The organism is Achromobacter pestifer (assembly GCF_902859625.1).
Lineage (GTDB): Bacteria > Pseudomonadota > Gammaproteobacteria > Burkholderiales > Burkholderiaceae_B > Achromobacter > Achromobacter pestifer.
Genome location: NZ_CADIJX010000001.1, coordinates 1,185,740 through 1,207,031, shown reverse-complemented (window position 1 = coordinate 1,207,031; position 21,292 = coordinate 1,185,740). Strand labels below are relative to the sequence as shown.

Sequence of the window (21,292 nt, the reverse complement as noted above, 5' to 3'; positions counted from 1 at the left end):
CAGTCTCCTGAGCTTTCAGCGGGCGGTCTGGCCGAACAGGATGCGGCGAGACTCTTCATCGCTGATGGACGGGGTGGTGTTGATGGTGTCGGCCAAGGCATAGGCGCGCTGGGTGGCGGGGCGCGCGGCAATGGCATTGAACCAGCGCTGCAAATGCGGAAAGTCGTTCAAGTCCTGGCCTTGCTTGGCGTGCGGCACGATCCAGGGATAGGCTGCCATGTCCGCGATGGAATAGTCGCCCGCGACGAACTCGCGGTCAGCCAGACGTTTGTTCAATACGCCGTACAGGCGGTTGGTTTCCTTGACGTAGCGATCAATGGCGTAGGTGATGCGTTCTTGCGCGTAGCCCGAGAAGTGGTGATTCTGGCCTGCCATGGGACCCAGGCCGCCCATCTGCCAGAACAGCCATTGGGACACTTCGGCACGGCCGCGCACGTCGGCGGGCAGGAAGCGGCCGCTCTTCTCGGCCAAGTACAGCAGGATGGCGCCCGACTCGAACAGCGAGATCGGTGCGCCGCCGTCAGCGGGCTTCTGATCGACGATGGCGGGGATGCGGTTGTTCGGCGCGATGGCCAGGAATTCGGGTTTGAACTGATCGCCGCGGCTGATGTTCACCGGGTGGATCTGGTAGGGCAGGCCGGTTTCTTCAAGGAACAGCGTGATCTTGTGGCCGTTGGGGGTGGTCCAATAATAGAGATCGATCATGGGAGCGTCCTGGGAATCATGGCGCCGCCGGCTGCGGCCGGCGGATGGAAAAGCCATGATAGCGGGGACGGCTTGCCGGCGACCTGAATAACCGGGGCCGAGGTACGGGTTTCCCCGTTGATGCCTGACTCAGACCGCGCCGGGGCGCGGCCGGCCCGGCAGGCGCCAGGTCCAGTTCAGGCTGACACCCGCCGCGGCCAGGAAGATCATGGCCACGCCCACGATCTGCGAGGCATCCATCCGGTGGCCGTAGACCACGAAATCCAGCATGATGGCCACGGCGGGGTAGATGAAGCTGAGCGCCGCGGTGGACGTGGTGGGAAGCTTCTGGATGGCTGAATACATCAGGATGTACATCAGGCAGGTGTGGATCAGGCCCAGCGCCACCAGATAACCCCATTGCAGCGGCGCGGCGGGCAGCGCGTTGAAATCCGCCATGGGTAGCAGCATGATGGCCCCCAGGGCGACTTGCACCAGCGCCAGCACTTGGGGCGGGATGCCCGTCAACCGTTTGACGATGATGGCGGTAATGCCATACAGGGCGGCCGCGCCCAGTCCCAACAGCAGGCCCGATAGATAGGTGTCGCCCCCCACGCTGCCGGAGTCCGACAGGCGCAGCACCAGCAGCAGTCCGGCAAAGGCCACCACGGACCAGGCCAGCTTGCCGCGCGAGGGACGTTCGCCCAGGAAAAGCACGCCCAAGCCGATCAGGAAAAACGGCTGCACGTTGTAGACAGCCGTAGCCAGCGAGATGGACGCGAGCCGGTACGCGGAAAACAGCAGCACCCAGTTCATGACCAGCGCAGCGCCGGCAACCAGCGCCAGGGCCAGTGTCCTGGCGGTGAACAGGCCGGGCTTGAGCAGGCCGCGCGCCCAGCAATACAGCAATAGCGACAGGGCGCCGAAGACGCAGCGGAAGAAAACGACGTTCCAGGCGCTTTGACCAGACTCGATGACAAAGACGCCCAACGTCCCGGATAAGGTCATGGCGGCGGCCATTTGCGCCAGGCCGAGGCGTTCTGATGCGGGATTCATGTGGGGTCTCCGGGCGGCTAAGTCCGCAATGTTCGTTGGAGAAATTATCCCAGGCAGATAAAGGTCGCTATATGATGTTCTTGTGGCGGTTTTAACGCAGTACCTTCTTTTAGGTGGAATTTATGCAAAACGACCTAAAAAATGAAAATCCGGTTCTGGATGGCATCGATCGGCGCCTGGTTGAGACCCTGTCAGCCAACGCGCGCACCACGACGGCCGATCTGGCCCGGCAGGTGGGCATGTCGGCGCCCAGCGTGGCGGATCGCCTGCGGCGCTTGGAAGAGTCGGGCGTGATCCGCGCCTATACGCTGGATGTGGATCCGGTGGCGCTGGGCTACACGCTGGAGGCCATCGTGCGCATCCGCCCCTTGCCGGGGCAGTTGCGGCACGTGGAGGGATTGATCCAGGAGATCCCGGAATTCGTGGAATGCGACAAGGTGACGGGCGACGATTGCTTCATCGCCCGCGTGGTGCTGCGGTCGATCTCGCACCTGGACGGCATCCTGGAGCGCGTGACCGAATTCGCCGAGACCAACACCGCCATCGTCAAGGCGCACACGGTGCGCCGTCGCCTGCCGCCGTTGCGGTAGGCGGAGGGCTTAGACGGGCGCGGACAGCGCGCGGACGACGTCGTCCTTCAGGCCCGCCGGCGTGTCGGTGGGCGCATAGCGCTTGATGACCTGACCGTCGCGGCCAACCAGGAACTTGGTGAAATTCCACTTGATGCCCTCGGTGCCGAAGACGCCGGGTTTTTCGCCTTTCAGCCAGCGGTATAGCGGGTGCGCGTCGGCACCGTTGACGTCAATCTTGGCGTAGAGCGGGAACGTGATGTCGTATTGCGTGGAGCAGAAGCTGCGGATCTCGGCTTCGTCGCCAGGTTCCTGGTGGCCGAATTGGTCGCACGGAAAGCCCAGCACGGTCAGCCCGTCGTCGCGCAGCGAGCGATAGAGTTCTTCCAGGCCCGCGTATTGCGGCGTGAAGCCGCACTTGGACGCGACGTTAACCACCAGCAGCACGCGGCCACGGTAATGGTCCAGGGATTGTTCTTCCCCGTTGATGTCGCGGGCGGAGAAATCATAGATCGTGCTCATGCGGGCTCCTGTGACAGGCGGCTGGACGCGGGGGCGTCAATGCGCGGGACTGCTCACCGGGAGTGTAGCGCTTGCGCTTGCGCCCGGGCGGGGCTCAGACCAGCTTCAGATCCACCGGCGTCACGCCCGGAAATACCTGGGCCAGGCGGGCCTTGTCCAGCCCGTACAGGCGCGCGAACAGGCCGGCGAAGACCGATCGATATTCGTTGAGCACGGGATAGTCCCGATCCTGGAACAGGGTCTCGTGCTTGACGGCGACTTGCTTGCCGGCGATGCGTCCACCTTGCACATTGCCTCCCATGACCCAATACACCGTGCCGTGGCCGTGGTCGGTACCCTTGTTGCCGTTTTCACGGAAGGTGCGGCCGAATTCGCTGATGACGACAACGGTGGTTTGCCGCCAGGCGGGGCCCATCTCATCAGCGTAAGCGGCGAGTGCGCGGCCAAGCTGGCCAAGACGGTTGGCCAGTGCGCCGGTTGCGGCCCCTTGGCCCACGTGGGTGTCCCAGCCGCCGACGTCGACGAAACCGAGGTTGTAGCTGTCGGTCATGAAGCGGGCGATGCGGCGGATTTCAAGTTCGAGTTTGTCGGTGGAGACCGCATTGCCATTGGCGGCCTGCATTTCAGTTTCGATTTCTTGGCGCGCGGCGCTCATGACACGCTGGCCTTCTGTGACGGCGGCGTGCAGGTTCGTGCCTTCATATAGAGAGGCGATGACGCGGGCATCTTCATCGCTCAATCGTGATTTGTTTCCGGCTCCCAGCAGGTCAATGTTTGGGACGCGCGCCTCGCCACGGAATATCTGCGGGACTTCCGAGGTGAAAGCCGCTGGTTGGGATTGCTTGGCGTTCAACGCGGTGGCTAGCCGATTGAGAAACCCCGTTCGGTAATTGTTGCCTTGGCCGGAGCCCATGCCTCGCTCAATGCTGTTCTGTGTTTCAAAATGGCTGCGGCTGAGATCTTCAGTACCTGCGAACGGCAAAAAGGCCAATTGGCGCTTTTCATAAAATGGCAGCAGGCTTTCGGCCAAGGCCGGATGCAACGCCCATCCTTCTGTGAGCGGCAATGCCGAACCTGGCCCGCCGCCGGGCGGGGCGATTGAGATGGTGGGCCGGGAGTCGTAGTAGAAGTCGCTGCTCGCGGGCACCAGCAAGCTGGCCGCGTCGTACGCACCGCGCATGAAGACCACCAGCAGGCGGTTCCCGGCAGCGGCTGGCGCTGCATAGACTCGGCTACCTCCCAGCACCAACGGAGCGGCAGCCATTAATTGAAGAAGTCGGCGTCTATCCATGGAAGCTCCTAGCGGCGCATGAACTCTGGCGAGGCCAGCAGATAGGTGTTGGCGATGGGTATTGATTTGGCCTGTTCGATCGCGTCGCGTGTGCGAGTGGACATCATAGAGAAGAGACCGTTGCCATCGTTGGCTGCTAGCAGGTTCGGCGGACGGGGCACGTTCGCCGGGCGGTCATCGGGGCTGTTTCGATAGAAGGATTGCGGTGAACTGGCTATGGCATTGGCTATTTCAAAGCGCACCGTCATTTGCCCAGAACCGGACCAATCGGATTGGGACAGCGGATAACCGTCGGGTGTTAGATGCTGATTCAAGGGTTGTCCAAGCCGCTTGAGCAAGTTGACGCCTACCTTGGCATTGATGATTGGCGGCAAGCCGTTGTAGGTCATTCGCATTGACGAGTAGAAGTAGTGGACCGGATCCTTGAAGACTCCCGTCTTTAGTGATGCAGCGAATTCCGGTGACCCGAACAGCGTCTGGAGCGTGGCCGAGATATCGCCGTCTTTTTCCAAAAAGGTTCGGCTCATTTTGTCGACCAAAGAGGCGGGGGGCGCTTCACCGGCAAAGTACGCAGCAAGCTTTTTGCTGATGAATTTCGCGGTTGCGGGATTGCGGGCCAGCAGGTCGGCAGCCTGTTCCACTTCTTGCATGCCCGCGCCCGCGATGGCATGGCCGAGGAATACCTTGCTGCCGTAATCGTGGCGGGCCGGATTGAACAGGAAGTAGCCCTGCTGGACCACCTGGGCGAGCAATTCACGCTTGATTTTAGGCGGCTCCAGACTGTTGCTGATACCTAGGCCGGTAAGAATGCGAGCCAACTCTTGCACATCATTCTGGGAGTAGCCACCGCCGGCGCCCAGCGTATGCAGTTCCATCAATTCGCGTGCGTAATTCTCATTGATCTTGCCCGCCATATTCTGCGTATTGTCCAGATAAATCAGCATGGACGGAGACCGCATGGTGGCAGCTAGCAGGTCTCGGAACTTGCCTAGGGCATGCGGGCGGATGGCGTTGTCTTCATACTGAGAAAGAAAAATTCCAACATCACCTTTCTGGAAGTCCACATTGAAGTGGTTCATCCAGAACCAAGTCATCTGATCCTGCAACTGATGGGGGGTGTAGAGCGCCCGCAGCACGGCGCGCTCGTTGACTTCGGCGGCACGCGCGAGTGACATCTGGTGTGCTTTGCGATTGGCTGCGAATTTCTCGTCCTCGGGCAGTTTTCTGGACTGTTGCCGCAGGGTTATCTGAATGGCCCGCGCGGCGTCGTCTGACTGTTGGGAAATCGACAACGCATCAATGCGCCGCTGAATCTCGGCCGGAAGATTGTCCTGACGCGCCGGCCGCAATTGCTCGCGCAGGTAATGGTCGATCCCCATGTTCCTGGCGCGCTCTAGTTCGGCTGGGGTCGCGCCCCAGGTCACCCGATTGACCAGGGCGGCATCCCGGGCCAGCGATTGCGGTGCTTGCTGCGCGATGGCGTTAATCGCCAGCGGAAGTAGCAGCAACGGGGCAAAGCGATGAAGCCAGGAGGTCTTCCATGCCATAACGAGGTGTCCTTCACGAAGAGCGCTCAACATCAGACAGAATATTCACCCAGGCATTCCTTGGTGGTTGATTCTTGAAACGCAAGGAAACGGATCGTTTTCCCCGTATTGCTAAACCCATGCCCGCGAGGGGCCATTCACGTCGCCCCACGGCAGCCGTCCTATCATGTCAGATCGATATTCAAGCGTTAGCAGGAGCCCCCCGATGCAAGGAATGATTGAACGCCTGGAGGCCATGCTGGCCAAGGGCACCGACAACATGCTATTGCGGTTTTCGCTGGGCAAGGCCTATGCCGAGCAAGATTGCTTTCGTGAAGCTGAACCGCACCTGCGCGCGGCGTTGGCGTTCGACCCCGCGTACTCGGTCGCGTGGAAATGGCTGGGCAAGGCGTGCCTGGGGCTGGGCGATACGGATGGCGCGCGGGCGGCGTGGGCGTCGGGTTTGCAGGCCGCCCAGGCGCGCGGGGACAAGCAGGTTGAAAAGGAATTGCAGGTGTTCATCAAGCGGCTGGACAAGCAGGCCGCGGCCGGCGCCTGAGCCGGCCTTGCGCAGTCACGCCTGGCGTTCCAGCAATGGCTGGGCGCGGGCCGTTGTGATCAAACCCGCAGGGGCGGGGGCGACAGCGCGTTTGGGCAGCACGGTCTGGCCGCCGGCCACGCGGAACACCTCGATGGCGTGACGGAGTTGCGCGCCACGGGTGCGCAGATTGTCCACCGCCAATGCGGCTTGCTCGACTCGTACCGCATTGCGTTGGGCTGCGGTGTCCGTCTCCGAAATGGTGCGGCTGACGTTGTCGATGCCGGTATGCTGCTCGGTCGACGTGGCCGCGATCTCATTCATGATGCGCGTGACCTGCTGTACCGAATCCACGATGTCCAGCATGGCTTCGCCGGCGCGTTCCACATGCCGCACGCCATCATTGACGCGATCATTCGACGCCTCGATCAATGCTTTGATTTCACGGGCGGCGGTGGCGCTTTTCTGCGCCAGGCTGCGGACCTCGGACGCCACCACGGCGAATCCCTTCCCGGACTCGCCGGCACGCGCGGCTTCGACCGCGGCGTTCAAGGCCAGGATGTTGGTCTGGAACGCGATGCCATCGATGATGCCGACCACTTCGGTAATCCGTGACGAGCTTTCGACGATGCCGTGCATGGCGGCCACCGCGTCGTTCACGACCTGACCGCCGCGCCGGGCCATGTCCGAGGCTTGGCTGGCCATCTGGTCGGCGCCGTTGGCATTCGATGCGTTCTGCTTTACGGTGGCGGCCAGTTGTTCCATGCTGGCTGCGGCTTCTTCCAGCGACGCCGCCTGGCGTTGCGTGTGCGCGGCCAGTTCTTCATTGCCATCGGCGATTTCCGAGGCGGAATGCAATGCGCTTTCAATGCCGTCATGCACGTCGCGAGTGATGCTGACCAGGCTTTTGCGCATCACTTCCAACGAGAACTTCAGGGCGCCGATTTCGTCGCGCAGACTGGCCGAGGGCAGCGGCGTGCTGAGGTTGCCCGCAGCGATCTGCCGCGTGAAATCGGTGGCGGTGGCCAGCAACCCCGTGATGCTGCGTGCAAAACCCCAGCCCGACGCGAAAATCAAGATCACGCCGCCTGCCAGCACGGCCGCAGCGATGGCTAGTTCCTGGGGCTGCATGCGATCGAGCATGCCGTACAGCGCGACGCCGGCCGCACCCAGGAACAATGAGGAGGCCAGCATCGCCCAGGCCAGCATGCGCGAACGCACACCGGTCAGGCGCCACAATTTCAGCCGGGCGAGCACCCCGGCGATGCCGGTGGGCCGCGCGTGGCCTCGGACTAGCCGGATGCCGCGCGCGGTGCCGTTGCGCAGACGCGCGTAAAGCTTGTCGGCGGTATCGATCTGCGCTTGCGTCGGCTTGACGCGCACAGAGGCATAACAGACCGTTTCACCGCGCTCGATGATGGGGGTGACGTTGGCCAGCACCCAGTAGTAGCCGCCGTCCTTGCGGCGGTTCTTCACCACGCCCGTCCAGGATTCGCCGCGCTGGATCGTGCGCCACAAGTCGTCAAAGGCCGCTTCGGGCATATCCGGATGGCGCACGATATTGTGGGCGGCGCCGACCAGTTCCTCGCGAGAGAAACCGCTGACCTCCACGAACGCGGGATTGGCGTAAATGATGCGGCCACGGGCGTCGGTGCGGGAGATCAGGTACTGCTCGTCGTGCAGCGTGTATTCCTTGTCGTAAACCGGCTGATTGTTGCGCATGCGTCTGTCGTCCTGTGATGGGCGTGGGGCGTGGTGCAGCCGGGGATCATCGGGGAGCAGCGCTGGCTCGGGGTTGATCTACATCAAGATATTGAAATGTTATGCAAAAGGTAAACGTTCGCGGACGCGCTTGGCCGTGATGTGATCAATGGTTTTGGCCGCCGGGTGCGCAGTGGCTAGTGCGCGGCGGGCAGATTGCCGAATGCTTCCAGCGCGCGCAGGCGGCTTTGCGCCAGATCGACGATGGCCAGCGGGTAGCCGGCGGCGGCACGCTCCATGGGGCTGGGGTCGTGGATGGCCTGATCGTCCAAGTGCGCCAATTCCGGCAGCCATTCCCTCAGGAACACGCCGCGCGGATCGAATCGGCGTGATTGGGACAAAGGGTTGAACACGCGGAAGTAGGGAACCGCATCCGCGCCGGTGGAGGCGCTCCATTGCCAACCGCCGTTGTTGGCCGCCAGATCGCCATCCACCAATTGCGCCATGAACCAGGCTTCGCCCAGCCGCCAATCGATCAGCAGGTTTTTCGACAGGAACATGGCCGTGACCATGCGCAGCCGGTTGTGCATCCAGCCCAGCGCCAGCAATTGGCGCATGGCGGCATCGACGATGGGGATGCCGGTCTGACCCTGTTGCCAGGCATGCAGGTCCGTCGGGGCGTCGCGCCAAGGCACGGCGGCGGTTTCGGGTTTCATGGGCTGATGCATGGACAGCGAGGGATAGGCGGCCAGCAGATGCTGGTAGAACTCGCGCCACAGCAACTCGTTGATCCACGTGGCGGCGCCGGCCTTGCCGCTGTCCAGCTCTCCGTGATTGGCCGCCAGGGCCGCCCGCAGGGCTTGCCCCGGGGACAGCACGCCGGCCGCCAGATAGGGCGACAGGCAACTGGTGCCGGGCAATGACGGGAAGTCGCGCTCATCCTTGTAGGCATCGATGACGCCATCGGTGAACGCCGCCAGCCGCTCGCTGGCGGCGGCCTCGCCAGCGGGCCACAGCGCGCGCACGGCATCGCTGGGGGGCGGGAAGCCGTCGAACGCGGCGGGCAGGGTATCGGCGGCCCAGGCAGGCGCCGTTTGAGCGCGGGGCGCGGGCACCGGGCGGATTGGCGCCGTGCGCAGCCGTTCACGGCAGGTGCGCGCGTAGGGGGTGTATACGCGATAGCACTCGCCTTTGCCCGTCAGTACCGTGCCTGGACGCAGTAGCGATGCGCCATGGTGCAGGGTCCAATCCACGCCGATCGTCTGCAACGCGCCCGCCACGGCCGCGTCTCGGCGGCGTTCATTGATGGCCCATTCGGTATTGGCGTGGACTTGCTGCATGCCATGCGTTTGGCAAAAACGGGCGATGGCGCTGGGTGCGTGGGTCCAGTCTGGGACCGTCAGCAGTTTCAGGGGTATGCCCAGCTTGTCCAGGTCTTGCGCCAGTTCGTGCAGATTGCGCAGCCAGAAATCTACTTTGGCTGGCGCTTCGCCATGCAAACGCCACTGCCCGGGCGATGCCACGAACAGCGCCGTGACCGTGCCATTTTCGGCGGCCGCTGCCAGCGCGGGGTTGTCGTGCAGGCGCAGATCGGTGCGTAGCCAAAGCAGCGTATTCATCTAAGGCGGTCCAGGACAAAAATCGGCGGACGTGCGGGGCCGCCCTTGAGGCAGGCATTCTAACGTGCGGCCAATGCTTGGAAGACGATGTAAAAACTACGAGTAGATGTGACTGGCGGTTTTGGCCGGCGCGCGCGGGGCCGGGGCCAAGTCCACGCTTTGGGGCGCTTGCCACGGTCAAACCATGAAACACGCTGTGGCTGCGTACGTATTGACGCGCGTCTGCCCTCGCCATGTAATGAAATCAACGACTAGAGCAGAGTGAACGCTATGGGAAATCTGATGGACCTACGCCCGTCCTTTCTGAGGGGACGCACACCCGCCGGCAAGACATCCCGCGACGTCCTGCAAAGACTCTGGCGTTCACTGGATCTGCCCGACGAGGCGCTGGATCACGTGATGCTGACGGGGGCAGACCCCGTGCTGCCTTCTTCCTTTGCGGTCGGCGCGGCAGCGCAGGCCAGCATGGCCGCCGCCGCCCTGGCCGCGGCCGAACTCTGGCACCTGCGTGGCGGTGCGCGACAGGAAGTCAGTGTCGACATGCTGCACGCCGCCCAGGAATGCCGCAGCCACTTCAAAATCAACGGCGTGACGCCGAACCCCTGGGATCCGATCAGCGGGGTCTATCGCTGTGGCGACGGGGGCTGGGTCCGCATCCACGCCAATTTCGCGCATCATCGGGACGGCGCCCTGGCGTTGCTGGGGTGTCCCACCGGTGAGGGCACCACCCGTGAAACGGTGGAGCGTGCGTTGAGCCGCTGGAAGGCCCTGGACTTTGAACAGGTGGCTGCCGACGCCGGCATGGTGGTGGCCGCCATGCGCAGCTTTGACGAATGGGATCGCCATGCGCAAGGCCAGGCGATTGCCGCTCAACCTTTGATGACGATTGAACGCATCGGCGAAGCCGATCCGCGGCCACTGCCCAAGTATGGGCACGATGCCCGTCCCCTGAAGGACATCCGCGTGCTGGACTTGACGCGCATCATCGCGGGACCCGTCTGCGGCCGCGCGTTGGCGGCCTATGGCGCCGATGTGATGCTGGTGAATTCGCCGCAGCTACCCAATATCGACAACATCATCGACACCAGCCGTGGCAAGCTTTCCGTGCTGGCCGACCTGGATACGGCGGACGGCCGCATTGCGCTGGGTAATCTATTGCGTAGCGCACATGTGTTCGTGCAGGGATATCGGCCCGGCGGGCTGGCCGCGCTGGGCTTTGGTCCCCAGGACGCCGCACGCATCCGCCCCGGCATTGTCTATGTGTCGCTGTCCGCCTATGGCAACACTGGCCCTTGGGCCAACCGCCGGGGCTTTGATTCGTTGGTGCAGACCGCCACGGGGTTCAATCATGCCGAAGCGCAGGCGGCTGGCCAGGACGCGCCCAAGCCGTTGCCCATGCAGATTCTGGACCACGCATCGGGCTACCTGATGGCGTTTGGCGCCCAGGTGGCGCTTGCGCGGCAAGCGACCGAAGGCGGCAGCTGGCATGTTCGCGTGTCGTTGGCGCAGACCGCGCATTGGCTACGCAGTTTGGGCCGGGTGGAGGGCGGACTTGCCTGTCCGATGCCGGGCTTTGACGGATTGCTGGAGACCGAACCATCGGGCTTTGGCGAATTGTTGGCCCTGCGCCATGCCGCCCGGTTCTCTGAAACGGCAGCGCGTTGGACTCGTCCGTCCAGCCCTCCGGGCACGCATCCCCCGGTCTGGCCATTCAATTAGCTCCTGGACCCGGGCGCTGCCCGGGCCGGGTCTGGCTGACCCTTACCCCTCTTATTGCTTGGCCTTCCAGTCGCGCAGCGCGCGCATGGTGTTGGCCACGTGCGAGTCGGGGTTCATGTCCGTGAATTCATACAGGATTTTGCCCTGCGGCGAGATCACATACGACACACGTTGCGCGTAGTCGGGGCGCTTGTCGTGCACGGCGTCATAGGCCTTCATGATCTTGCCGTCGCCATCGGCCGCCACCGCGAACTTGCTGCGGCATTCACTGACAGAGAATTTGTTCAGTGTGTCGATGTCGTCTGTCGAAACGCCGATCACGGTGGCGCCTAGCGACTTGTATTCGTCCGTGGCTTCGGCGAAGTTGTGCGCTTCGATCGTGCAGCCCTTGGAGAACGCAGCGGGAAAGAAATACAGCACGACCGGGCCTTGCTTCAGGGCTTCGGTCAGTTTGAATGTGAAGACATTTCCGCCAAGCGACGCCTGCGTGCTGAAGTCCGGCGCGGGAGCCCCCACGTTCAAGGCGGCCTGGGCCGCCGTACCGGCCATCAGGCCGCAAAGCATCAAGCTGGAGACAAGGCGTTTCATGGGGAACTCCAATTTCCGTTGAGTCGCACGGGCAACGCCGCGCCAAGGTGCCTACTGTAGTCCCGCCATGGGCAAGGGTCCAGTTCAGTCGCGGTTGGGACCGCCGCCTCGGCCTTCGCCGCGTTGTGCTTCACGATCCCGGCCGCCTCCTTGTTGCTGCGGATGCCCTTCAGGCCGGGGCGCGGCTTGTTGGCGGGCCTGCTGCTGCGCTTGCTGGCGTTGTTGATGTTGCTGCTCGCGTGCCTGCTGCTGTTGCGAGTCACGGGCCTGCTGCTGACGGGCCTGCTGCTGTTCCCGGTTTTGTTGCTGGCGCGCATGCTGGGCCTGCTGATCGCGTTCTTGCTGCTGACGCAGCTGCTGATCACGGGCCTGTTGTTGCTGCGCCTGCTGTTGCCGCTGCTGCTGCTGCTGCTGCTGCTGCTGCTGCTGCGCCTGTTGTTGCCCGTGATCCCGCGCTTGCTGAGGCGCAGGTGATTGTGGCGGACGCGCCGTTCCCGTGACCGTCTGGCCAGTATTCGTTCTAGGGGGCGGGCTACCCGCGACGTTTGCGCCCGGCGCGGCATTGCCCGAGTTGGCGCCTGGCCCTGGACGATGGTCACGCCCCGGATCCCGACCGTTGCCATTGCTCATGTTGGGACCCGTTCCAGCACCGCCTTCGGGGGGCCGCGCATTGCCACCGGGGCGCTGATCCTCGGACGGACGGCGGTTGTTGTCGGGATGATCCACAAAGGCCTGGGGCGGACGGCCCTTGTTGTGGTCGTAGAACTGGGCGCGGTTGTTGCCCGCGTCGCGCACGAAGCCCCGCTGCATGTCCGTGGGCGGCGCATGCCGGTCATTGCGAGCGGCCAATTCGCGGGGGTCGGCGTTGCGGCGGATGCCGTCGGGGCCGCCGTGATAGCTGACGCGCCGGTTGTCGATGTTATTGACCACGACGGTATGGTTGTAGACGTTGGTGACGCGGGTGACATTCACGTTGGTCACGGATCGGTTGTAGTAGAAGCGGTCGCGGTTCCAGTAGCCCCCCACATAGCCGATGCCGACATAGCCAAACCCGTAGTTGATACCGCCATAGAAGCCCACATGAGGGCCCCAGTAGCCGGCATTCCACACATAGAGCCCATTGACGAAGCCCCAGTACCCAGGCGTCCAGAGCGCGCCGGAATAGGGCGCAAGCACCCAGGCGCCGGGCACCCAGAAGAAGCCGTAGCGATTGCGGCTCCAATAGCCGGGCACCCACATATAGCCGTCGGCCGGTGCGGGCGGTTGCACATAAACGGGCAGGGCTGGTGGGGGGTCCGGGCTGCGATCCACCAGCGCCAGATTGGCGTTGGCGGGATCGCCGCTGTCGTAGGCTGGAGCGCTGGGTGCAGGCGGCGGCGCATAAGTCTGCGCGCCGGCGCTGGCGCAGGCGGCCAGCAGGGCAACGGTGGCCAGGGGCCGCAAACGGGAAATCCGGACAGAGATTGTCATGGCAGTTCCTGATCGTCTCGGGGGCGAGGATCAATATCCGCGGTAGTAATAATGCGGAGCGGGGTACGCAGGGTAATAGTAGTGCGGCGTGTAGTAGACGGGGGCGGGGCGGTAGTAGCCCGGCCGAGCCGGCACCACCACACATCCAGTCAACGAACTGGCCACGGCCAACACCAACAGCAGACGCTTCTTCATTTCAGTGACTCCCAACCTGCGCCAGGCGTGCGTTACGCCCTTAGTGCGCTGGTAAGGATTAGGCCACACCCTCTGACAGGAGTTCGCCTCTGTAATCGTTCCGAAACAGCTTTCAGGTGACGGATGTTTGCGCCTGCGTGACCGGGCATGTCGTTCGTATCAATCTCTGCTGGAAAAGCAACGGGGCCGCCTGAGCGACCCCGTCTTCGCACGTCACGCCAGGTTACGGCGCAGTGTCATGCGGTGCGTCAGTTCCAGCGGCCGCCATTGCCTGCCAGGCTGAAACGGCCGGCGCCCATGAAGGCGATGGCCAACGCGGTGAAGAGGAACATGCCTTGCAGTTCCAGCGCCCAGCCGCCGGTATTGGTGATGGAGCCCAACTGGCCGGTGTGGGCCAGCAGGATCGCAACCACCATGTTGATGGCAATGATCAAACCACCCAGTCGGGTGTAGACGCCAATGATGAGCAGCACGGGGGCGATGATCTCGCCCACATAGACGCCATAAGCCAAAAAGCCCGGCAGGCCATGCGACGACAACATGCCGCTGATGCCGGTGACGCCGCCGCCCATCAGTTTGGACAGGCCATGGAGCAAAATCAGAATGCCGAGGGTCAGGCGCAGGATCAGCTTGCCGGTATCGTCGGACTTGATCATGGTGAGTTTCTCTTGTGATGGTTAAGGGGGACAGCGGCTCGTTGGAGCGCGCTGTTTACCTTTGGTTCCGCGTTCGGCTTGCCGCGATTGACGGGGCAAGCTGAGCCAGGCGGGGCCATTATGGCAAAACCCAAGCAAAATCATCAAGCTATCATCGCGGTCTTTCTAGCGAACAGCCAGAAAAATCCCTGACTGGGCAGCAATCAAAACTCTTCGAGGAACCGCATGCGGAACCGGCGGCCCTTGATGTTGCTGTTGGACACGCGCGAGAACACCTGCTTGGCGATCTGGCGGTCCAGCGCCACGTAGGAATTGAATTCGGTGATGTTGATCTTGCCGACCTGCTCAAAGGTCAGCCCGCCGTCACCGGTCAGCGCGCCCAGCAGATCGCCCGGACGCAGCTTGTCTTTCTTGCCGCCCTGGATGCACAGCGTCACCATTGGCGCGCGCAAGGGTCGGTCAGCCTTGGGCTTCAAGGACTTGATGTCGCCCCATTTCAGCGGGGTGCCCTGGTATTGCTCGACCAGGTTGGCCCAGCGCATTTCGTCGGGCGAACACAGGCTGAGCGCCAGGCCCTTCTGGTCGCCCCGGCCGCTGCGGCCGATGCGGTGGACGTGGACTTCGGTGTCCTTGGTCACGTCGACGTTGATCACGGCGCCCAGGTTCTGGATGTCCAGCCCGCGCGCGGCGACGTCGGTGGCCACCAGGACGGCGCAGCTCTGGTTGGCGAACTGGATCAGGATTTCGTCGCGCTCGCGCTGTTCCAGATCGCCGTTCAGCGCCTGGGCGCTGATGCCGTCGGCTTGCAGCCGTTCAACCAGGTCATGGCTGCGGATCTTGGTATTGCAGAACGCCAGCGTGGAGACGGGGCGGAAATGCGCCAGCAGGCGGGCCACGGCGTCCAGGCGGTCCTTGCCGTCGATCTCGTAGAAGATCTGTTCGATGCGGCTGGCATCGTGCTGCGCTTCCACCTTGACTTCGGCGGGGTTGCGCAGGAAGCGGGCGCTCAGCTTGCGGATGTTGTCCGGGTAGGTCGCCGAAAACAGCAGGGTTTGGCGCTTGGCGGGGCAATGCGAGGCGATGGCGACGATGTCGTCGTAGAAGCCCATGTCGACCATGCGGTCGGCTTCGTCCAGCACCAGCGTGGTCAAGCCCGACAAATCCAGGCTGCCGCGTTCCAGGTGGTCTTGAATGCGGCCGGGCGTGCCCACGACCAGGTGGGCGCCGCGCGCCAGCGATTCGGCTTGGGGCCGCGCTGCCGCGCCACCGCACAAGGTCAGGATCTTGACGTTGGGGATCAGGCGAGCCAGCCGGCGCAGTTCCTGCGCCACCTGATCGGCCAATTCGCGCGTGGGACAGACCAGCAACGCTTGCGGCGCCAGTCGGCTGATGTCCAGCTTTTGCAATACGCCCAGGCCGAACGCCGCGGTCTTGCCGCTGCCCGTTTTGGCTTGCGCGATGATGTCGCGGCCTTCCAGGATAAGCGGCAGGCTTTGCGCCTGGATGGGCGTCATTTGCTCGAACCCCAGGCTTTGCAGGTTGTCGAGCAGGGCGGGCAAGAGGGGCAGGGAGGTGAAGGGCGTGTTGGTCACAATAGAGGGGATCGCAAAAACCGCGAAAAACTGAGTCGACCGACAGTGTAAGCCCTGGCATGCCTTAGCCGTTGCCTGGCGAGGCGGGACGCGAAGATTAAAAAGGGACGCTTTACGCCTGAGGGTACGTGCCTGCCAGGGCGCGGGCGGCCTCCTGCATGCGCGGCAGCCAGGCCCGCGCGCCGTCGATGGACAGGCGCGCGACCGGCGCGTGCAGCGCCACGGCGGCGATCACGCGCGGCCCATGCAGGATGGGCACGGCCATGCAGACGATGCCCAGCAGAAATTCCTCGCGATCGAAACTGGCGCCTTCCTTCTTGATGGCGCGGAGTTCATGTTCAAGCGAGGCCACGTCGCACAGGGTGTTGGGCGTATAGCGCGGCAAGGGGGCGGCGGCCAGCAGGCGTGCGCGCGGCTCGCGCCGCATGTGAGCCAGGAACAGTTTGCCGCTGGCGGAGCAGTGCAGCGGCACGCGCGATCCTGTTTGCAGATTCACACGTAGCGGCCAGGCGGTTTCCACGCGATCCAGATAGATGACTTCGTCGCCGTCCAGCATGGTGCAGTTGCAGGTTTCGCCGATCTCGTCGACCAGACTGTCCAGGATGCGATGGCGTCCACCGCGCAAGGGGGAGTTCAGCAGCGTGTCGCGGGCCAGCGCGCTCAGACGCGGCCCGCTGACGTAGCTTTTCCCGGCGGGTTCACGCAGCAGCATGCCGGCCTCGACCAGGCGCGTCAGGATGCGCAGCACGGACGGCTTGGGCAGGCCGGTGGCGTCGGTCAGCGTCGCCAGCGACACGGGGGTTTCGGAGCGGGCGACCTGTTCCAGCAGCGTCAGCGCACGCAAGGCGGCGGAGGATTCGTCTTTCATCTTTCAATATTTGAAGATTCGGTGGCCAACGGCCTATCGTCGCACGGATTTTGCAGAAAATGAAACGCCGTGGGGTGGGAATGGCGCGTTTTCTGCGGCAGTATCGAATCACCCCGGCCACGATGCAACCAAACAAGCGCCGGCCTGCCAGGAGAGAGACCATGAGCAGCAAGCAACACATGACCCCCAGCGAAGCGTTTGTTGAAACGTTGGTCGCACAGGGCGTCAAAGACGTTTTCGGCATCGTCGGTTCGGCCTTCATGGACGCACTGGACTTGTTCCCCGCCGCTGGCATCCGCTTCGTGCCCACGGTGCACGAGCAGGGCGCCGCGCATATGGCCGACGGCTATTCCCGCGTGACCGGCCGCCACGGCGTCTGCATTGCGCAAAATGGTCCCGGCATCACCAACTTCGTGACCGGCGTGGCCGCCGCCTATTGGGCGCACAGCCCGGTGGTGGCGATCACGCCTGAGACCGGCACGGCCGGCATGGGCTTGGGCGGTTTCCAGGAAACCGAACAGCTGCCCATTTTTTCGCGCATTACCAAGTATCAGGCGCACGTGAATCGTCCGGATCGCATGGCCGAATTCACCGCCAAGGCCTTCGACAATGCGTTGGCCGAACGCGGCCCCGCGCAACTGAATATTCCGCGCGACTATTTCTATGGCGAGATCGACGTGGCGATCCCCGAGCCGCGTCGCATCCGCCGTGGCCCCGGCTCGGAAGAGGACCTGGAAGCCGCGGCCCGTCTGCTGGCGGACGCCAAGTTCCCCGTCATCGTGGCAGGCGGCGGCGTGCTGTTTTCGGAAGGCCAGGCCGAATGCGTGGCGCTGGCCGAACTGCTGGGCGCTCCGGTCGTGACCAGTTATCTGCACAACGATGCGTTTCCTGCCAGCCATCCGCTGTGGTGCGGGCCGCTGGGCTACCAGGGCGCCAAGGCGGGCATGAAACTGCTGTCCCAGGCTGATGTCGTGCTGGCACTCGGCACGCGCCTGGGCCCCTTCGGTACCTTGCCGCAGCATGGCTTGGACTATTGGCCGCAAGGCGCGCGCATCATCCAGGTCGACGCCGACCATCGCATGTTGGGCCTGGTGCGCCCGGTGTCGGTGGGCATTTGCGGCGACGCCCGGCCTGCCGCCGCCGCGTTGACCGAAAAACTGAAAGGGCGCGACGTGGCCTGCACGCGCACCAAGACGGCTCGCGGCGACCAGATCGCGTCGCAGAAAGCCGAATGGGAAAAGGAATTGGACGGATGGTCGCACGAACGCGACGACTGGAGCCTGGACATCATCGAGCACGGCGGCGGCCGCATGCATCCACGCCGCATGCTGCGCGAGCTGGAGCTTGCGATGCCCAAGCACGTGATGGTGTCCACGGACATCGGCAACATCTGCTCGGTCTCCAACAGCTATCTGCGCTTTGACGAGCCGAACTCGATGCTGGCCGCGATGAGCTTCGGCAACTGCGGTTACGCGCTGCCCGCGCTGATCGGCGCCAAGCTGGGCCGCCCTGATCGTCCGGCCGTGGCCTATGTGGGCGACGGCGCCTGGTGCATGAGCTTCCAGGAATTGCTGACCTGCGTGCGCGAGAAGATTCCGGTGACGGCGGTGGTCTTCCACAATGGACAGTGGGGCGCGGAAAAGAAGAATCAGGTCGATTTTTACGGACGCCGCTTCGTGGGCAGCAACCTGATCAACCCCAACTTCGCCGAGTTGGCGCAGGCGATGGGTGCGGAAGGCATCCGGGTGGAGCATGCCGATCAGGTGGGCGCGGCGTTGCAGTCCGCCTGCAAGGCGCAGTCGGAAGGCAAGACCACGGTGCTGGAAATGATGGTCAGCCAAGAACTGGGCGACCCGTTCCGGCGCGACGCGCTCAAACAGCCGCTGCGCCTGCTGGACAAGTACAAGCAATATGTGAACCAGCCGTTCCATTCGGGCGAGGTGCCCCTGCCGATCGATCCCGTCAAGCGCTGATCGATGCGTCCGGCGCACCGCCGGACGCTTCCCCTTTGGCCTTGCGGACACGCGCGGCAGGAGCATCTAGACATGGCAATCGACCGATTGTTCGAGCCGCTGCGCGTTGCCGCGCTATCCGGCGGACGGCTGCGTACTGCGGTGGCCTATCCCTTGTGTCCGACCAGCCTGGGGGCGGCGATCCAGGCGCGGGACGCCGGATATATCGAACCCGTGCTGGTGGGCCCCGCGCGCCGGATCACGGCGTTGCTGGCCGAGATGGGTGTGCGCACAAGCGATCTTGAAATCGTGGATACGCCGGATGACGAAAAACTGGCGGCGCGGGCCGCTGCGGCATTGGCACGCGATGGCGCGGCCCGCATGCTGATGAAGGGCAGTCTGCATACAGATCATTTCATGTCCGCGGTGGTCGCCCGTGAATCCGGATTGCGCACGGACAGGCGGATCAGCCATGCCTTCGTCATGGCGGTGGCGGCCTATCCCAAGCTGTTCATCCTGACGGATGCGGCCGTCAATATTGCGCCGACCCTGCAAGAAAAAGCGGACATTGCCCAGAACGCCATCGATCTGGCGCGGGCGTTGGGCGTGGATCGCCCGAAGCTTGCCGTGCTGTGCGCCACTGAATCCGTCAACCCGTCGATGCCCGCCACGCTGGATGCGGCAGCGCTATCGAAAATGGCCGACCGCCAGCAGATCCGTGGCGGCGATATCGACGGCCCCCTGGCGTTCGACAACGCCATCTCGCGGGAAGCGGCGGACCAGAAGGGCATCGTGTCCCGCGTGGCCGGAGACGCCGACATCCTGCTGGTGCCGGACATCGAAGCCGGCAACATGCTCTACAAGGAACTGACCTGGCTGGCTGGCGCGGGCACCGCGGGCCTGGTGCTGGGCACCCGTGTGCCCGTGCTGTTGACGAGTCGGTCTGATTCTATGGACGCACGGGTCAACAGTTGCGCGGTGGCGGTTCTGCATGCGCGCGCACTGCTGGCAACCTCCTCAGCACTTCCTTGATCCTGCCTGCCGCATGGCTGGCACCAAAGACTCTGACCGTTTGGTACTAAGGCTTGGTCCATTGGATGGCTACGCTAATGCGAAAGCCATCCAATGAATGGCTCGTGTAGCAAACCATCAAGGGAAAAACCATGCGCAGCGCACGACAAGGCTTGGCAACGATTCTGGCGGCAATGGCGATGACGGGCGCCGCCGTGGCAGCGGAGACGCCGAAACCCGGAGGCACGTTGGTGGTGGGGTCCACGCAGGTGCCACGGCACCTGAATGGCGCGGTGCAGTCGGGCACCGCGACCGCGCTGCCCAGCACCCAATTGTTCGCCAGCCTGCTGCGCTACGACGCCGACTGGAAGCCGCAACCCTACCTGGCTGAATCATGGGAGCTGGCGCCCGACGGAAAATCCTTGACGCTGCACTTGCGCAAAGACGCCTTGTTCCATGACGGCAAGCCCGTCACGTCCGCCGACGTGGCCTTTTCGGTGATGGCGGTCAAGAAGAACCATCCGTTCCAGACCATGTTCGCGCCCGTGGAGTCCGTCGAGACCCCCGACCCCTACACGGCCGTGCTGCGCATGAGCCAGCCGCATCCGGCGATCTTGCTGGCGTTGTCCCCGGCCCTGATGCCGGTGTTGCCCAAGCATATCTACGACGATGGACAGGACCTCAAGACCCATCCCCGGAATTCAACGGATGTGGTGGGGTCTGGTCCGTTCAAGTTCAAGGAGTTCAAGCCGGGGCAGGAGATCGTGCTGGAGCGATTCGACAAGTTCTTCCTGCCCGGCAAACCCTATCTGGACCGGATCGTGGTGAAGATCAATCCGGACGCGACCAATCTGCTGATCGGACTGGAACGGGGCGACATTGCCGCGTTGCCCTTCATGACCGAGCCGACCATCTTGCGGCGCGCGAAAGACAATCCCGCCATCGTCATGACCAATCGTGGCTACGAAGGGATTGGCGCGCTGAGCTGGCTGGCGTTCAACACGGCGCGCAAACCGTTGAACGACGTGCGCGTGAGGCAGGCTGTCGCCTATGCGATCGATAAGAACTTCATCACGAAAGCGTTGAACGCCGGGTTTGCCACACCCGCCGACGGGCCGATCGTCGGCACCAGTCCTTACGCCGCGCCGGATGTGAAAAAGTACCCGCTTGATCTCAAGAAGTCAGAGCAGTTGCTGGAAGAGGCGGGCTTCAAGAAGGATGCCAAGGGCGAGCGCCTGACGTTGACCGTGGACTACATGCCGGGTTCCGATGTGCAGGGCAAGAACGTGGCCGAGTACCTGCGCAGCCAGCTGAAGAAGGTGGGCATCGCCGTGCAGGTCCGGGCATCGCCTGATTTCCCAACCTGGGCCAAGCGCATCGCCAGTCATGATTTCGACATGACCACCGACATCGTCTTCAACTGGGGCGATCCCGTCATCGGCGTGCATCGCACCTATCTGTCCAGCAACATCCGCGACATCATCTGGACCAACACGCAGTCCTATTCCAACCCGAAGGTCGATGCGCTGCTTGAGCAGGCTGGGACAGAAACCGACGCTGACAAGCGCCGCGCGCTCTACGCCGAATTCCAGCGCCTGGTGACCGAGGACGTGCCCATCGATTTCCTGACGGTCATTCCGTATCACACGCTGATGTCCAAGAAGGTCCATGGCATGCCTGAGGGGATTTGGGGCATGTTGTCGCCGTTGGACGACGTCTACCTGCAATAACGCGG

Annotated in this window: 19 protein-coding genes; 6 read left to right on the top strand and 13 right to left on the bottom strand. The window is 63.5% G+C overall.

Features of this window, described 5'->3' with window-relative positions; genetic code table 11:
* Window positions 1–15: 15 nt before the first annotated feature.
* Both HV753_RS05185 and HV753_RS05180 read right to left on the bottom strand, forming a co-directional pair.
* Window positions 16–705, bottom strand: coding sequence for a glutathione binding-like protein (locus tag HV753_RS05185; RefSeq protein WP_175173324.1), 690 nt, complete (start codon window positions 703–705; stop codon window positions 16–18).
* A gap of 129 nt (window positions 706–834) precedes the next feature.
* Window positions 835–1,740, bottom strand: a complete 906-nt coding sequence (locus HV753_RS05180; protein ID WP_175173323.1) for a DMT family transporter — start codon at window positions 1,738–1,740, stop codon at window positions 835–837.
* A gap of 122 nt (window positions 1,741–1,862) precedes the next feature.
* Here HV753_RS05180 and HV753_RS05175 point away from each other — a divergent pair, with 122 nt between their 5' ends.
* A complete protein-coding gene (locus HV753_RS05175) occupies window positions 1,863–2,330 on the top strand; it encodes an Lrp/AsnC family transcriptional regulator (protein ID WP_054425764.1) in 468 nt (155 codons plus the stop codon).
* Window positions 2,331–2,339: 9 nt separating this feature from the next.
* Here the strand turns inward: HV753_RS05175 and HV753_RS05170 are convergent, their stop codons facing one another.
* The 3 genes from HV753_RS05170 to HV753_RS05160 all read right to left on the bottom strand — a co-directional run bounded on the left by HV753_RS05170 (window position 2,340) and on the right by HV753_RS05160 (window position 5,669).
* Entirely contained in the window at window positions 2,340–2,831 is a 492-nt protein-coding gene (locus HV753_RS05170) for a glutathione peroxidase (protein ID WP_175173322.1), read from the bottom strand.
* Between the two features lie 94 nt (window positions 2,832–2,925).
* Window positions 2,926–4,122: a DUF1501 domain-containing protein gene (locus HV753_RS05165; protein ID WP_175173321.1), complete on the bottom strand. Its 1,197-nt coding sequence runs from the start codon at window positions 4,120–4,122 to the stop codon at window positions 2,926–2,928.
* An 8-nt stretch (window positions 4,123–4,130) separates the two neighbouring features.
* Window positions 4,131–5,669, bottom strand: coding sequence for a DUF1800 domain-containing protein (locus HV753_RS05160; RefSeq protein ID WP_175173320.1), 1,539 nt, complete (start codon window positions 5,667–5,669; stop codon window positions 4,131–4,133).
* A 205-nt stretch (window positions 5,670–5,874) separates the two neighbouring features.
* Here HV753_RS05160 and HV753_RS05155 point away from each other — a divergent pair, with 205 nt between their 5' ends.
* The gene (locus HV753_RS05155) at window positions 5,875–6,207 is read left to right on the top strand and encodes a tetratricopeptide repeat protein (RefSeq protein WP_175173319.1); all 333 of its coding nucleotides are present in this window, start codon (window positions 5,875–5,877) and stop codon (window positions 6,205–6,207) included.
* A gap of 15 nt (window positions 6,208–6,222) precedes the next feature.
* Here HV753_RS05155 and HV753_RS05150 read toward each other — a convergent pair whose 3' ends face one another.
* Both HV753_RS05150 and phrB read right to left on the bottom strand, forming a co-directional pair.
* Window positions 6,223–7,908 carry a methyl-accepting chemotaxis protein gene (locus tag HV753_RS05150; protein ID WP_175173318.1) on the bottom strand — a complete coding sequence of 562 codons (1,686 nt, stop codon included), beginning with the start codon at window positions 7,906–7,908 and terminating at the stop codon, window positions 6,223–6,225.
* 176 nt (window positions 7,909–8,084) lie between these two features.
* Window positions 8,085–9,506, bottom strand: a complete 1,422-nt coding sequence (gene phrB, locus HV753_RS05145; RefSeq protein ID WP_175173317.1) for a deoxyribodipyrimidine photo-lyase — start codon at window positions 9,504–9,506, stop codon at window positions 8,085–8,087.
* A 270-nt stretch (window positions 9,507–9,776) separates the two neighbouring features.
* Here phrB and HV753_RS05140 point away from each other — a divergent pair, with 270 nt between their 5' ends.
* Entirely contained in the window at window positions 9,777–11,225 is a 1,449-nt protein-coding gene (locus HV753_RS05140) for a CoA transferase (RefSeq protein WP_175173316.1), read from the top strand.
* Window positions 11,226–11,276: 51 nt separating this feature from the next.
* Here HV753_RS05140 and HV753_RS05135 read toward each other — a convergent pair whose 3' ends face one another.
* From HV753_RS05135 to HV753_RS05110, 6 genes are all read right to left on the bottom strand, one after another.
* Window positions 11,277–11,813 carry a peroxiredoxin gene (locus HV753_RS05135; RefSeq protein WP_175173315.1) on the bottom strand — a complete coding sequence of 179 codons (537 nt, stop codon included), beginning with the start codon at window positions 11,811–11,813 and terminating at the stop codon, window positions 11,277–11,279.
* 84 nt (window positions 11,814–11,897) lie between these two features.
* Complete coding sequence (locus HV753_RS05130) at window positions 11,898–13,283, bottom strand: adenylate cyclase (RefSeq protein WP_175173314.1); 1,386 nt, start codon at window positions 13,281–13,283, stop codon at window positions 11,898–11,900.
* Window positions 13,284–13,313: 30 nt separating this feature from the next.
* Complete coding sequence (locus tag HV753_RS05125; RefSeq protein ID WP_175173313.1) at window positions 13,314–13,478, bottom strand: hypothetical protein; 165 nt, start codon at window positions 13,476–13,478, stop codon at window positions 13,314–13,316.
* A 248-nt stretch (window positions 13,479–13,726) separates the two neighbouring features.
* Window positions 13,727–14,134 carry a DoxX family protein gene (locus tag HV753_RS05120; RefSeq protein ID WP_175173312.1) on the bottom strand — a complete coding sequence of 136 codons (408 nt, stop codon included), beginning with the start codon at window positions 14,132–14,134 and terminating at the stop codon, window positions 13,727–13,729.
* A gap of 203 nt (window positions 14,135–14,337) precedes the next feature.
* A complete protein-coding gene (dbpA, locus tag HV753_RS05115; protein WP_175173311.1) occupies window positions 14,338–15,726 on the bottom strand; it encodes an ATP-dependent RNA helicase DbpA in 1,389 nt (462 codons plus the stop codon).
* A 112-nt stretch (window positions 15,727–15,838) separates the two neighbouring features.
* Window positions 15,839–16,594: an IclR family transcriptional regulator gene (locus HV753_RS05110; protein ID WP_175173310.1), complete on the bottom strand. Its 756-nt coding sequence runs from the start codon at window positions 16,592–16,594 to the stop codon at window positions 15,839–15,841.
* A 161-nt stretch (window positions 16,595–16,755) separates the two neighbouring features.
* Between HV753_RS05110 and xsc the strand changes: the two genes are divergently transcribed.
* From xsc to HV753_RS05095, 3 genes are all read left to right on the top strand, one after another.
* Complete coding sequence (gene xsc / locus HV753_RS05105; RefSeq protein ID WP_175173309.1) at window positions 16,756–18,567, top strand: sulfoacetaldehyde acetyltransferase; 1,812 nt, start codon at window positions 16,756–16,758, stop codon at window positions 18,565–18,567.
* 72 nt (window positions 18,568–18,639) lie between these two features.
* Window positions 18,640–19,578, top strand: coding sequence for a bifunctional enoyl-CoA hydratase/phosphate acetyltransferase (locus HV753_RS05100; protein ID WP_175173308.1), 939 nt, complete (start codon window positions 18,640–18,642; stop codon window positions 19,576–19,578).
* 131 nt (window positions 19,579–19,709) lie between these two features.
* Complete coding sequence (locus HV753_RS05095) at window positions 19,710–21,287, top strand: ABC transporter substrate-binding protein (protein WP_175173307.1); 1,578 nt, start codon at window positions 19,710–19,712, stop codon at window positions 21,285–21,287.
* The last annotated feature ends 5 nt before the right edge of the window (window positions 21,288–21,292 follow it).

Coding starts and splice junctions, on each gene's coding strand:
- HV753_RS05100 (WP_175173308.1), top strand. CDS start 18,640: ATGGCAATCGACCGATTGTTCGAGCCGCTGCGCGTTGCCGCGCTATCC.
- HV753_RS05160 (WP_175173320.1), bottom strand. CDS start 5,669: ATGGCATGGAAGACCTCCTGGCTTCATCGCTTTGCCCCGTTGCTGCTA.
- HV753_RS05185 (WP_175173324.1), bottom strand. CDS start 705: ATGATCGATCTCTATTATTGGACCACCCCCAACGGCCACAAGATCACG.
- HV753_RS05180 (WP_175173323.1), bottom strand. CDS start 1,740: ATGAATCCCGCATCAGAACGCCTCGGCCTGGCGCAAATGGCCGCCGCC.
- HV753_RS05170 (WP_175173322.1), bottom strand. CDS start 2,831: ATGAGCACGATCTATGATTTCTCCGCCCGCGACATCAACGGGGAAGAA.
- HV753_RS05130 (WP_175173314.1), bottom strand. CDS start 13,283: ATGACAATCTCTGTCCGGATTTCCCGTTTGCGGCCCCTGGCCACCGTT.
- HV753_RS05175 (WP_054425764.1), top strand. CDS start 1,863: ATGCAAAACGACCTAAAAAATGAAAATCCGGTTCTGGATGGCATCGAT.
- HV753_RS05150 (WP_175173318.1), bottom strand. CDS start 7,908: ATGCGCAACAATCAGCCGGTTTACGACAAGGAATACACGCTGCACGAC.
- HV753_RS05095 (WP_175173307.1), top strand. CDS start 19,710: ATGCGCAGCGCACGACAAGGCTTGGCAACGATTCTGGCGGCAATGGCG.
- HV753_RS05155 (WP_175173319.1), top strand. CDS start 5,875: ATGCAAGGAATGATTGAACGCCTGGAGGCCATGCTGGCCAAGGGCACC.
- HV753_RS05140 (WP_175173316.1), top strand. CDS start 9,777: ATGGGAAATCTGATGGACCTACGCCCGTCCTTTCTGAGGGGACGCACA.
- HV753_RS05135 (WP_175173315.1), bottom strand. CDS start 11,813: ATGAAACGCCTTGTCTCCAGCTTGATGCTTTGCGGCCTGATGGCCGGT.
- HV753_RS05125 (WP_175173313.1), bottom strand. CDS start 13,478: ATGAAGAAGCGTCTGCTGTTGGTGTTGGCCGTGGCCAGTTCGTTGACT.
- HV753_RS05120 (WP_175173312.1), bottom strand. CDS start 14,134: ATGATCAAGTCCGACGATACCGGCAAGCTGATCCTGCGCCTGACCCTC.
- phrB (WP_175173317.1), bottom strand. CDS start 9,506: ATGAATACGCTGCTTTGGCTACGCACCGATCTGCGCCTGCACGACAAC.
- HV753_RS05165 (WP_175173321.1), bottom strand. CDS start 4,122: ATGGATAGACGCCGACTTCTTCAATTAATGGCTGCCGCTCCGTTGGTG.
- xsc (WP_175173309.1), top strand. CDS start 16,756: ATGAGCAGCAAGCAACACATGACCCCCAGCGAAGCGTTTGTTGAAACG.
- HV753_RS05110 (WP_175173310.1), bottom strand. CDS start 16,594: ATGAAAGACGAATCCTCCGCCGCCTTGCGTGCGCTGACGCTGCTGGAA.